Annotated in this window: 8 protein-coding genes; 1 reads left to right on the top strand and 7 read right to left on the bottom strand. The window is 68.0% G+C overall.

Annotated features, from left to right (window positions below; all coding sequences use genetic code 11):
* Nucleotides 1-35: 35 nt before the first annotated feature.
* Together CFB89_RS06440 and CFB89_RS06435 are read right to left on the bottom strand one after the other, a co-directional pair.
* Nucleotides 36-476, bottom strand: coding sequence for a nuclear transport factor 2 family protein (locus CFB89_RS06440; RefSeq protein ID WP_089467176.1), 441 nt, complete (start codon nucleotides 474-476; stop codon nucleotides 36-38).
* Between the two features lie 46 nt (nucleotides 477-522).
* Nucleotides 523-2,547, bottom strand: a complete 2,025-nt coding sequence (locus CFB89_RS06435; RefSeq protein ID WP_089467175.1) for an FAD-dependent oxidoreductase — start codon at nucleotides 2,545-2,547, stop codon at nucleotides 523-525.
* A gap of 153 nt (nucleotides 2,548-2,700) precedes the next feature.
* Here CFB89_RS06435 and CFB89_RS06430 point away from each other — a divergent pair, with 153 nt between their 5' ends.
* Complete coding sequence (locus CFB89_RS06430; RefSeq protein WP_179233382.1) at nucleotides 2,701-3,267, top strand: PadR family transcriptional regulator; 567 nt, start codon at nucleotides 2,701-2,703, stop codon at nucleotides 3,265-3,267.
* Between the two features lie 159 nt (nucleotides 3,268-3,426).
* On the opposite strand, the gene CFB89_RS06425 is transcribed toward CFB89_RS06430, so the two are convergent.
* The 5 genes from CFB89_RS06425 to wecB all read right to left on the bottom strand — a co-directional run bounded on the left by CFB89_RS06425 (nucleotide 3,427) and on the right by wecB (nucleotide 11,010).
* The gene (locus CFB89_RS06425) at nucleotides 3,427-4,407 is read right to left on the bottom strand and encodes an NADPH:quinone oxidoreductase family protein (RefSeq protein WP_089467173.1); all 981 of its coding nucleotides are present in this window, start codon (nucleotides 4,405-4,407) and stop codon (nucleotides 3,427-3,429) included.
* A gap of 142 nt (nucleotides 4,408-4,549) precedes the next feature.
* Nucleotides 4,550-6,379, bottom strand: a complete 1,830-nt coding sequence (locus CFB89_RS06420) for an acyl-CoA dehydrogenase (RefSeq protein ID WP_089467172.1) — start codon at nucleotides 6,377-6,379, stop codon at nucleotides 4,550-4,552.
* Between the two features lie 179 nt (nucleotides 6,380-6,558).
* On the bottom strand, nucleotides 6,559-8,883 hold the full coding sequence (locus CFB89_RS06415) for a xanthine dehydrogenase family protein molybdopterin-binding subunit (RefSeq protein WP_089467171.1): 2,325 nt from the start codon (nucleotides 8,881-8,883) through the stop codon (nucleotides 6,559-6,561).
* Nucleotides 8,880-9,341, bottom strand: coding sequence for a (2Fe-2S)-binding protein (locus CFB89_RS06410; RefSeq protein WP_089467170.1), 462 nt, complete (start codon nucleotides 9,339-9,341; stop codon nucleotides 8,880-8,882). Before CFB89_RS06410 ends, CFB89_RS06415 begins: the two co-directional genes overlap by 4 nt.
* Nucleotides 9,342-9,792: 451 nt before the next feature.
* Nucleotides 9,793-11,010: a non-hydrolyzing UDP-N-acetylglucosamine 2-epimerase gene (gene wecB / locus CFB89_RS06405; RefSeq protein WP_089467169.1), complete on the bottom strand. Its 1,218-nt coding sequence runs from the start codon at nucleotides 11,008-11,010 to the stop codon at nucleotides 9,793-9,795.
* Between the last annotated feature and the right edge of the window lie 1,138 nt (nucleotides 11,011-12,148).

Genomic DNA, 12,148 nt, shown 5'->3' with positions numbered 1-12,148 from the left:
GCCGCAAGCCGGTTGCACGCCAGCCGCCACCCCGCTCAACCGCCGGTCTTGAACGCCGGCAACTGCTGCCCGAGCCGCGCGCCCATTTCCGCGCCGAGCGCCTGCAGCGCATTGAACGGCCGGATCATCACCTCAAACTCGACGATCTTCCCGTCGTCGTCGAAGCGGATCATGTCGATCCCCTTCAGCGCCTTGTCGCCGATGGTCGCGCCGAATTCCAGCACGACGCTCTTGCCGTCGTCGGCCGCGAACTGGCGGTGATACGTGAAATTCTCGAGGAGGGTGATCACCGTGCGCAGCGCCATCAGCAGCGCCGGCGCCGGCCCGTACGGCTTGAACGCCATCGGCGAACGGAACACGGCGTCCGGATGGACGATCGATTCCAGCGCGCCGAAATCCTTGCGTTCGACCATCGCATGCCATGCGTCGAGCGATTTCGCGACGGCGGGATGAACCTTCAGCGGTGAGTGCGTCATCGCAGTCTCCGGTAACGTTGTTGGATCGAATGGAAACGAATCGGTATCAAAGGGTCGCGGCCAGCGTCGTGCCCTGGTGAATCGCGCGCTTCGCATCGAGTTCGGCAGCCTCGTCCGCGCCGCCGATCAGATGCACGCGGCATCCGGCGGCCTGCAGTTGCTCCGCCAGCTCGCGCGACGGCTCCTGCCCCGCGCAGATCACCACGTTGTCCACCGGCAGCGTCTGCTCGACGCCGTCGATCGTCACGTGGAAGCCGTCGTCGTCGATGCGCCGGTACGTGACCGACGACGACATCCCGACGCCGCGCGCCTTCAGCGCCGTGCGGTGAATCCATCCCGTGGTCTTGCCGAGCCCGTCGCCGACTTTCGACGCCTTGCGCTGCAGCAGATGCACGTGCCGCGCCGCCGGTTCGGGCCGCGCTTCGCCCAGGCCGCCCGCATTCGCATACGACCGGTCGACGCCCCATACGCTGAAGAACCGGTCCGCATCGACCTGCTCGCCGCCGTCGCGATGAACGAGATACTCGGCGACGTCGAAGCCGATCCCGCCCGCGCCGACGATCGCGACGTGGCGACCGACGGCCTTGTCGTCGCGCAGCACGTCGAGATAGCCGAGCGCCTTCGGATGCCCGATGCCGTCGATCGGCGGCGTGCGCGGCACGATGCCCGTCGCGATCACCACTTCGTCGAATGCACCCTGCAACAGCATCTCGGCGGTCGCACGCGTATTGACGTGCAGCGCGATGCCGCGCAGTTCGATCTGCCGGCGGAAATAGCGCAGCGTCTCGTTGAACTCTTCCTTGCCGGGCACCTTCTTCGCGATATTGAACTGGCCGCCGATCTCGGCGCCGGCTTCGTACAGCGTGACCGCGTGACCGCGTTCGGCCGCCGTGACCGCGAAGCCGAGGCCCGCCGGCCCCGCGCCGACCACCGCGATCCGCTTGCGCCGCGGCGCCGGCTGGATCACGAGCTCGGTTTCATGACACGCACGCGGATTCACGAGACACGACGTGATCCGGCCGCTGAACGTATGGTCGAGGCATGCCTGGTTGCAGCCGATGCACGTGTTGATTTCGTCCGCGCGCCCTTCCCGCGCCTTGCGGACGAACTCGGCATCGGCGAGGAACGGCCGCGCCATCGACACCATGTCGCAATAGCCGTCGGCGAGCAGTTGCTCGGCGACTTCCGGCGTGTTGATCCGGTTGGTCGCGACGAGCGGGATGCGGACCTTGCCCATCAATTGCCGCGTCACCCACGCATACGCGGCGCGCGGCACCTTGGTCGCGATGGTCGGAATGCGCGCCTCGTGCCAGCCGATGCCGGTATTGAGGATCGTCGCGCCGGCCGCTTCGATCGCCTGCGCGAGCCGGATCACCTCGTCGAGCGTCGAGCCGCCTTCGACGAGATCGAGCATCGACAGCCGGTAGACGACGATGAAGTTCGCGCCGACACGCTCGCGCACGCGCCGCACGATCTCGACCGCGAAACGAATGCGGTTCTCGTACGCGCCGCCCCACGCATCGTCGCGATGGTTCGTGCGCGCGGCGATGAATTCGTTGATCAGGTAACCCTCGGACCCCATGATCTCGACGCCGTCGTAGCCCGCATGCTGCGCGAGCGCCGCACATCGCACGAAATCGGCGATCGTCTCGTCGACCTCGTCGCTCGTCAATGCGTGCGGCGTGAACCGGTTGATCGGCGCCTTCAGCGCGCTGGGCGCGGCGAGCGCCGGGTGATACGCATAGCGCCCGAAATGCAGGATCTGCAATGCGATCCTGCCGCCCTCCGCGTGCACCGCGCGCGTCACGACACGATGGCGTTCGGCTTCCGCTTCGGTCGTCAGCATCGCGCCGCCCGGCGCCGGACGGCCGCGCTCGTTCGGCGCGAATCCGCCCGTGACGATCAGGCCTGCCTCGCCCCGCGCACGCTCCGCATAGAAAGCGGCCATCCGCTCGAAGCCGTTCGGCGCTTCCTCGAGGCCGACGTGCATCGACCCCATCAACACGCGATTCCTGAGCGACGTGAAGCCGAGTTCGAGCGGGGTCGTCAAATGCGGATAACGGGAGGTCATCGGGGCGTCTCCATCTTTTATGCAACAAGTTGCACGAATGGTAGCGCGTCGATTCCGTTTATGCAACATGTTGCATAAACGGCCCTCTGTCGCTTGTGCCGCGGCCCCGATATGGCAAGATGCGGTTCACTGCGCAGCCTCCTTCGATCCGACATGTCCCTGCCTCACGCGCTTCTTACCGCCCTCGCCGAACGCCCCGGTTCGGGGTCCGAGCTCGCCGACCGTTTCGATCGCTCGATCGGCTATTTCTGGCAGGCGACGCACCAGCAGATCTATCGCGAACTCGGGCGTCTCGAAGAGATGGGCTGGATCGAATCGCTGCCCGCCGAATCCGGTCGCGGCCGCAAGCGTGCGTACCGGATCCTGCCGGCCGGCAAGAAGGAACTGCGCCGCTGGATCGCCGAACCGGAAGATCCGACGCCGCTGCGCGAGGCATTGATGGTGCGCCTACGCGCGGAAGCCGTGCTCGGGCCGGCCGGCCTCGAGGACGAGATCCGGCGGCGCATCGCGCTGCATCAGGAAAAGCTGGATTTGTATCTGCAGATCGAGGCGCGTGATTTTTTGGCGGCCGGCGATCCGGCGGACGGCGATTCGGCCGCTGACGATTCACGCACGAAGCGCCTGCAGCATCTGGTGCTGCAGGCCGGCATCGCCAACGAACGGTTCTGGGTCGAGTTTTCGCAGCACGCACTCGACACGCTGCGTTTGCCCAAGGATTGAAGCCGCTGACGAATGGCGGGCGGCGTTCGCTTCAGCGCCGCTCGGCATCGTGCGCCAGACTAACCGGGCGCGACGCCTTCACACCAGATCGCACCGCGCCCGCTCTCATGAAGCCCAGGCCGCGCGGCCTGCGTCGCAGCGCCGCGCGGCGAACCCGGATCACGCATCCGGAAAAATCACCACCTTGCCTTTCACCTGCCGGTTCGCCATACGCGCGATCGCGTCGGCCGCGCCGTCCAGCGGCACGCGTTCGGTGATCGCGGGCCGCACCTTGCCGGCCGCGAACCATTCGGCGAGCAGCCGCATGTTCGCTGCATGTTGCGCCGGATCGCGGCGCACCGCATCGCCCCAAAACACGCCGAGTATGTCGCGCTCCTTCAGCAGCGCGAGGTTCAGCGCGAGCTTCGGAATCTCGCCGGCCGCGAAGCCGACCACGAGGAACCGGCCGCGCCACGCGGTCGCACGCAGCGCCGCCTCGCTGTATGCGCCGCCCACCGGATCGTAGACGACGTCGGCGCCGCGCCCGCCGGTCAGTTCGTCGACGCGGCGGCGCAGGTCTTCGGTCGCATAGTCGATCGTCTCGTCGGCGCCCGCTTCGCGGCACAGCGCGAGCTTGTCCGCGCTCGACGCCGCCGCGATCACGCGCGCGCCGAGCGCTTTCGCGATCTCGATCGCGGCGATCCCGACGCCACCGGCCGCGCCCAGCACGAGCAACGTCTCGCCCGCCTGCAGGCGCGCACGCTGCTGCAACGCGTGCAGCGACGTGCCGTAGGCGAGCACGAGCGCCGCGCCCTGCTCGAACGTCATGCCCGGCGGCAGCGCGGCGAGCTGGTGCGCGTCGGCCACGCACTGTTCCGCAAACCCGCCGTGGCCGGTAAACGCCATCACCGAATCGCCGGGTCGCCATGCAGTGACGCCCTCGCCGACCGCGTCGATCACGCCGGCGAACTCGGCGCCCGGCGAAAACGGCAGCACCGGTTTCACCTGATACAGCCCCTGGACGATCAGCGCGTCGGGGAAGTTCAGCGACGCCGCCTTCACCTGGATCCGGACTTGCCCGGCAGCCGGTTCGGGAATCGCGACGTCCTCGATGCGCAAGCGGTCGATCGGGCCGAATGCGGTACACAACAGGGCTTTCATGCGCTTCTTTCTCCTTGCGCGGCGTGGCCGGGCATCGGTACGGTATGCGGGATCCCCCCGCGCGGCCGGCTCACGACGCGTATGCGACGCCCAACGGCATCGGCCACATCGTCAGTATTCCGGAAGGTCGTTGAAGGCACGGTCAGAACCACGCGTCGCGCATGTCGAGCGTCGTCGTGTCGACGCTCGACAGCAGGTCGAGCTGCGCATCGACCTTCGGCAGTTCCCAGCGGAAAAAGTACCGGGCCGCCGCGCGCTTGCCGTCGTGGAAATCGCCGTCGCGCCCGTGCGCGGCGAGCGTCACGTCGAGCCACAGCCAGGCGACGACGAGATGGCCGAACGCTTCGAGATACACGCTCGCGTTCGCGAGCCGCGTCCGCGGATCGCCGATCGCGCTCAACCGATGCGTGACGTCGCCCAGCCGCGCCCAACGCCGCGCCAACGCATCGGCGTGCTCGCGCGTGCCGGCATCCAGCGCTCGCGCGCGTTCGACGGTCGCGCCAACGCGCGCATCGAGTGCGCGCAGCGACGCGCCGTCGTCCTGCACGACCTTGCGGCCGAGCAGATCGAGCGCCTGGATGCCGTGCGTGCCTTCGTGAATCGGATTCAGGCGATTGTCGCGATAAAGACGCTCGACCGCGTAGTCGCGCGTGTAGCCGTAGCCGCCGTGCACCTGGATCGCAAGATCGTTCGCGGCAAGACACCACTGCGACGGCCAGCTTTTCGCGATCGGCGTCAGGATATCGAGCAGCCGCGCGGCATCGGCGCGCACCGCCGTATCGTCGTGCGCACGCGCTTCGTCGACGCGTTTCGCGCAATACAGGATCAACGCGAGGCCGCCCTCGACATACGCCTTCTGCGCGAGCAGCATGCGCCGCACGTCCGGATGGTCGACGATCGGCGCCTGCGGCGCGGCCGCATCCTTGCCGGCCGGCCCGAGCGGGCGCCCTTGCGGACGGTTGCGCGCATAGTCGAGCGCATGCAGATAGCCGGTGTAGCCGAGCGCCACCGCGCCCGCACCGACCCCGATACGCGCCTCGTTCATCATGTGGAACATGTAGGCCAGGCCTTGATTCGGTTTGCCGATCAGATAACCGATCGCGCCCGCACACCCTTCCGGCCGATACCGCGTGCCTTCGCCGAAATTCAGCAAGCAGTTGGTCGTGCCGCGATAACCCATCTTGTGGTTCAGCCCGGCGAGCACGACGTCGTTGCGCTCGCCGCTCGCGCCGCCATCGGCGCCCGTCAGGAACTTCGGCACGATGAACAGCGAGATGCCGCGCGTGCCGGGCTGCAGCCGGCCGTGTTCGTCGGGGATCTTCGCGAGCACCAGATGGACGATATTCTCGGCCAGTTCGTGCTCGCCGCCGGAAATCCACATCTTGTTGCCGGTCAGCCGGTAGCGCGGGCCGAGCGGCGAATCGCATTCGAAATCGGCGCGCGTCGCGATGTCGGACAGCGACGAGCCGGCCTGCGGTTCGGACAGGCACATCGTGCCGAGGAAACGCCCTTCGAGTTCCGGGCGAGCGAACGCGTCGATCTGCGCGGCGCTGCCGTGCGCGACGAGCAGGTTCGCATTGGCGACGGTCAGGAACGGATACGCGGCCGTCGCGATGTTCGCGGCCTGGAAGAACAGGAACGACGCGGCTTCGACCAGTTTCGGCAAGCGCATGCCGCCGAGCGCTTCGTCGTGCCCCGCGGCGATCAGCCCGGCGCCCGCGAACGCGCGCACGGCCGGTTCGACTTCCGGGATCAGCGTCACGCGCTCGCCGTCGAACCGCGGCTCCTCGCGATCGCCGCGCGCCGCGTGCGGCGCGAACAGGTCTTCCGCAATCCGCTCGCTGGTGTCGAGCACCGCGTCGAAGGTTTCGCGACTGTGCTCCGCGTAGCGCGGCAGCGCGACGAGCGCTTCGGCGTCGAGCCAGTCATACAGCAGGAACGCAAGATCGCGTCGCGACATCAACAGGCTCATCGTGCTGCCTCCCGGGGTGCCGGCCGTGTCGGCCTAATGAAGGGTTGCGTGGCTCCAAGTGCTGGCAGGAATTTAGCACGGTCGTTCGCAAACAACAACGATGCGCACGCCGGTCGGTCCACCTATACGGGAAGTCGGCCGGGCCGCACGATGCGGCCCGGCGCGGGACGGCTGTCGCGTCAGCCCGCCTGCGGTTTCGCGAGCTGATCGGCAACCGGCAGGCTGCGGATGCGGGTGCCGGTCGCCGCGAAGATCGCGTTGGTCAGCGCCGGCGCGACGGGCGGCAGGCCCGGTTCGCCGACGCCGCCGAGCGGCGTCGCGTAGTCGTCCGGCGCGACGAGATGCACGCGGATTTCGCGCGGCGCCTCGTTCATCCGCAGCACCTGGAAGCCGTTGAAGTTACTCTGCTCGGGGTGCCCGTCCTTGAACGTGATCTCGCCATGCAGCGCGATGCCCAGCCCCATCACGACCGCGCCCTCGAGCTGCGAGCGCACCCGTTCCGGATTGACCTGCGGCCCGCAGTCGATCGCGATGTCGACGCGCGGCACCGAGATCCTGCCGTCCGCATCGACCTGCACCTCGCACACCGCCGCCGTGTACGACACGAAGCTGCGATGCGCGGCGATCCCGAGCCCGTGCCCCTTCGGCAGCTTGCGCCCCCAGCCGGCTTCGCGCGCGACCGTCTCGATCACGCGCCGCAGCCGGCCCGTATCGACCGGATACAGCGCGGGATCCTCGCCGTAGTTCACGTTTTTCACCGTGATGTGCGGCTCGAAACGCCGCGCGGGCCCGATCAGGTCGAGCAGGAAATCCTTCGGATCGCGGCCGGCCGCATGCGCGAGTTCCGACACGAAACTCTGGATGCCGAACGCATGCGGGATGTTGTACACCGAGCGGAACCAGCCGATTCGCGTGTGCGCTTGCGCGGCCGGATTCTCGATCCGCACGTTCGGAATCGCGAACGGCAGATCCGCGATACCTTGCGCGAGCTCGCCCGGCTGCTCGTGCACGACGCCGGCGCGGAACGTCGACTGGATCGACGGCGCGACCGTGCGATGCTGCCACGCGACGACCTTCCCCGCCGCATCGATCCCGCCGTCGAACGCTTCGAGCGACACCGCGTGGAAGTAGTCGTGCGCGATGTCGTCCTCGCGCGTGAACGTCAGCTTCACGGGCACGCCGGCCGCCTTCGACAGCAGCGCGGCTTCCACCACGTAATCGGGCTTCGACTTGCGGCCGAAGCCGCCGCCGAGCAACGTCACGTTGACCGTCACGCGCTCGGTCGGCACGCCGAGCGCCTTCGCGATCTCGTCGCGCGTGGTCTGCGGCGCCTGCGTGCAAGTCCACACTTCGCAGCGGCCGTCGGCCACCCGCGCCACCGCCGCGGGCGGCTCCATCGTCGCGTGTGCCAGATGAGGAACGTAGTACGTCGCGCGCACGCGCTTCGCGGCGCCTGCGAGTGCGGCCGCCGCATCGCCGTCGTTGCGGATCACGTCGCCCGGCTGCGCGGCGGCCGCTTCGAGCGTCTTGCGATACGCGGCCGAGTCGTAGCCCGCATGCGGGCCGCGCTTCCAGTCGATCTTCAACTGCGCGCGGGCCTGGATGGCCGTCCACGTATCGCGCGCAATGACGGCCACGCCGCCGAGCGGCTGGAAGCCGGACGGCAGCGGCGTCGACGCCAGTTGCACGACCTTGACGACACCCGGCAGCTTCTCGGCGGCCGATGCATCGAACGACGCGACCGTGTCGCCGTACGCCGGCGGGCGCGCGACGACCGCATACAGCATGCCGTCGAGCCGCGTATCGATTCCGTACCGCGCGCGGCCGCCGACGATGTCGCGTCCGTCGATCAGCGCCGTCTTGCCCTTGCCGATGTAGCGGAATTCTGTCGGCGCCTTCAACGCCACGCTTTTCGTATCGGGCACCGGCAGCGCGGCTGCCTTCGCGGCCAGTTCGCCGAAGCCGAGCTTGCGCCCGCTTTGCGTGTCGACGACCTCGTGCACCGCCACCTTCACGTGGCGCACATCGACGCCCCACGTCGCTGCCGCGGCCTGCGCGAGCATCGTGCGCGCGGCGGCCCCCGCACGGCGCAGCGCGGCGAAGCTCTGGCGCAGGCTGCGCGAACCGTCGGTGTTCTGGTTGCCGTAGCGCGGCTCGTCGCCGACCGCTTGCGCGACCTTCACGCGCGACCAGTCCGCGCCCAGCTCGTCGGCGACCACGAGCGCGACGCTCGTGCGTACGCCCTGGCCCATCTCGGAGCGGATGCAGGTCACCGTGACGGTGCCATCAGGTGCGATCGCAACGAACAGGTTCGGATCGTCGCGCAAGCCGTGCGGCATTCCCGCGCCGCCATATTGCGGATTCGCGCTGACGGGCGGCTGCACCGGCGCGGCCGCCTGCGCGAGCGACGGCACGCCGAACGCGAGCAGCAGCCCGCCCGAGGCGAAGCCGAGCAGCAGCGCGCGGCGGCTTTCGTTGTGGACGGAGAGTTCGGGCGCACTCATGCGTCACCTCCGCGACGCACGGCCAGCCGGATCGCCGCGCGAATGCGCGTATAGGTGCCGCAGCGGCAGATATTGCCGGACATCGCATCGTCGATGTCGGCGTCGGTCGGATGGGGATTCGTCTTCAGCAGCGACGCGGCCTGCATGATCTGCCCGGACTGGCAGTAGCCGCATTGCGCGACGTTCAGTTCCTGCCACGCCTGCTGCAACGGGTGCGTGAGATCGGTCGACAGCCCCTCGATCGTCGTCACGCGCCTGGACGCCGCCGCCGCGACCGGCGTGACGCACGCGCGGATCGCGACGCCGTCGAGATGCACGGTGCACGCACCGCATAGCGCCATCCCGCAGCCGAACTTGGTGCCGGTGTGGCCGAGCACATCGCGCAGATACCAGAGCAACGGCATATCGGGATTGCCGTCGAAGTGCTGCTCGCTACCGTTGACGGTCAGCGTGATCATCGTTCACCTCCTGGTTGCGATGCCCGCCGGGCGGGCAACGAGTGGGGTTTCGAACGGCGCGGCGCACATTCCGAACGATCAGGCAGGCGTGGCGCCGTTTCGTCGACCGTATCGCGTGCAGGCACGGTCGGGCGGATGCTGCGAACGATGCCGCCGGCCGGTTGCCTGCGCAGCCTTTCCCCTTCGCGCCGGCCGGCGCGCGTCCGCATGGATCGCCGCCCGCATTATCGAACCATTTCGGATTCGACGTCGGATCGCGGCGATTCGGGCGTTTCAGGCAAGGGGGACAAGGCACGGCCAGGGAACGGGCGTGTCATTGGAGGAGCTTTCGAGTGCATCGGATGCGTGCGTTCCGGTCGCGCATAGGCAAACATCCGGCCGACCTCGCGGCCGGACCGGATGCTTGATGTCTACGGCGAACGCGCCGCAACGCGCTACGGCACGATCTTCCTCACGGCGAGCGCAGCGCCTGCAACCCGAGCGTGAGCGCGTTGAACGGCATCTCCACGGCGCCCATCGAGAAGCTGGTCGTCTTCGTGGGCACGCCGGGCGTACGCATCAGCGCGTGAACGATCCGCTCGCTCGCATGGCCGTCGCCGTACGGATTGCTCGCGCGCGACATTTCCTCGTACGCGCTCTCGCTGTCGAACAGACGCGACGCCTCCCACACGATCCGGTCCTGATCGGTGCCGACGAGCCGCGCGGTGCCGGCCTGAATCGCTTCGGGCCGCTCGGTCGTCTCGCGCGTGACGAGCACCGGCTTGCCGAGCGCCGGCCCTTCTTCTTGAATGCCGCCCGAATCCGTGATGATGAAATGCGCGCGCGACATCAGGAATACGAACGACAGGTATTCCTGCGGCTCGATCAGGTAGATGTTGGGCACGCCGCCGAGCCGCGCGCGCGCCGGCTCCTGCACGTTCGGGTTCAGGTGCAGCGGATAGACGAACTGCGCATCGCGATAGCGGTTCGCCAGCGTGCACAGCGCGTCGCAGAAGTGCCGGAACGGTTCGCCGAAACTTTCGCGGCGATGGCCGGTGATCAGCACGACACGCCGCGACGGTTCGAGAAACGGGAAGTATGCGGCGATCTTGTCCGACAGCGAGGCGGTGCGATCAAGCATGCGCTTGACCTCGTGCAATGCATCGATCACGGTGTTGCCGGTCAGCGAGACCGCCCCGCCCGGCACGCCCTCGCTCAGCAGGTTGTCGCGGGCCTGCCCGGTCGGTGCGAAATGCCACGACGACACCGCGTCGGTCACGCGGCGATTCAGCTCCTCCGGCCACGGCGACCAGATGTCGCCGCTGCGCAGGCCGGCCTCCACGTGACCGACCGGCAGATAGCGATAGAACGCGGCCAGGCTCACCGCGAGCGTGGTCGTCGTATCGCCGTGCACCAGCACGACGTCCGGCCGAAAATCGTCGAAGACGATGCCGATCGCCTGAAGAATCCCGGTCGTCACGTCGGTCAGCGTCTGGCCTTGCCGCATCAGGTTGAGATCGTAGTCGGGCTTGATGTCGAACAGCGTCAGCACCTGGTCGAGCATTTCCCGATGCTGCGCGGTCACGCACACCCGGGCGTCGACATCCGTCTGCGCCTTCAGCGCACGCACCAGCGGCGCCATCTTGATGGCCTCCGGCCGAGTCCCGAACACAAGCAAGATCTTCTTCATCGTTATCCTCGTTTAGCCGCTTCGCGCCCGGCGATCCCGCACGCGGCGCGAAGCATGTATTCGGGCGGCGCATCCCGTACTCGCACGCGATCGACATGCGGCGGTGTGGCGGGGCGAGCGCACCGCTTCGTCCGCGCGGTTCCGGCCACACGAATCGTCGTACTACGGGCATCCCGTTGCACTGGATCAATCACGTCATGAGTCGTTCCTCGCTGTGTCGAGCGTTACGTCCTCCCACACCAGCAATATTCAAACCAGCCGGCTCGCGTCGCGGCCCGCTTCGCTCCGCGACCCTTGCCCGCGGACGGTGCGTGACGGAATGTTTCACAACTGCTACGGACACCCGCATCGCCGGATCGACGCGACAACGATAAACGCCCGGACGCGCGCGCGATCCGTCTGACGACGCCGTCCGACGAATCGCGCATGCATGTCGCGCGGCCGTGACGCAGCGGATCGCGTCGACCTTTCGACACGCGTTGCGTCGCCTCGCTTCGCCACTTTCGTCTGTGCAGTGCGCGGCCCGCACGCGGGCGTCGACCGCCGTCGCGCGCGCAGGATTTCGTCGACGCCCGACACCGCCTTGCATCACACGAATCGTGGAGCGGGAAATGTTGCGAATGTGTAACGCAGACCGGAAACCGGCAAATACATCGGAGTCCGGTCCATTCGTCTCATGTGAAAGCAGCGCGTCGCGACCGCCCGGCCGACACGCGCACGCCGAACGACATGCGACGGACCGGCATCGCAAGCCGCACCCGGGAAGGTGGTATCAGCCGGTTGGCCGGCCGGGGCGCCGCGCTCGATGCTCGACCGACCGTGCGGGGTCGGATGCCACGCGCGCATGCTGATTCGTCAGTGAATCAAAACACGCCGGCGCAGCGCATGCCGTATTCGTTTCCCTCGCGCGGCCCCTTGCTGCGCGCGGCATCGCGGCAGATGGCTCACGCCTTGCTTGATGTCGGACAGGTGCGTCCCGAAGCACTCGCATCGCAGCAGACAGACGGGGACGCCAAAGCAACGCAGCCGGGAGACGACGCGACGCATCCGTCCGGGGCAAGCCGAAACCGCCCCGTGCGACGAACGCGCCATCGCTTCCCATTGACGTCCGCGCGATCCACGGAGCGCCTTCAGCTCT

The sequence above is a fragment of the Burkholderia sp. AU16741 genome (assembly GCF_002223345.1).
Lineage (GTDB): Bacteria > Pseudomonadota > Gammaproteobacteria > Burkholderiales > Burkholderiaceae > Burkholderia > Burkholderia sola.
This window is presented reverse-complemented; position numbering and strand designations above follow the sequence as displayed.

Bases quoted from the DNA above. Each gene is read 5' to 3' on its own strand.
- CFB89_RS06420 (WP_089467172.1), bottom strand. From the start codon at position 6,379: ATGAGCCTGTTGATGTCGCGACGCGATCTTGCGTTCCTGCTGTATGAC.
- CFB89_RS06430 (WP_179233382.1), top strand. From the start codon at position 2,701: ATGTCCCTGCCTCACGCGCTTCTTACCGCCCTCGCCGAACGCCCCGGT.
- CFB89_RS06415 (WP_089467171.1), bottom strand. From the start codon at position 8,883: ATGAGTGCGCCCGAACTCTCCGTCCACAACGAAAGCCGCCGCGCGCTG.
- wecB (WP_089467169.1), bottom strand. From the start codon at position 11,010: ATGAAGAAGATCTTGCTTGTGTTCGGGACTCGGCCGGAGGCCATCAAG.
- CFB89_RS06435 (WP_089467175.1), bottom strand. From the start codon at position 2,547: ATGACCTCCCGTTATCCGCATTTGACGACCCCGCTCGAACTCGGCTTC.
- CFB89_RS06440 (WP_089467176.1), bottom strand. From the start codon at position 476: ATGACGCACTCACCGCTGAAGGTTCATCCCGCCGTCGCGAAATCGCTC.
- CFB89_RS06425 (WP_089467173.1), bottom strand. From the start codon at position 4,407: ATGAAAGCCCTGTTGTGTACCGCATTCGGCCCGATCGACCGCTTGCGC.
- CFB89_RS06410 (WP_089467170.1), bottom strand. From the start codon at position 9,341: ATGATCACGCTGACCGTCAACGGTAGCGAGCAGCACTTCGACGGCAAT.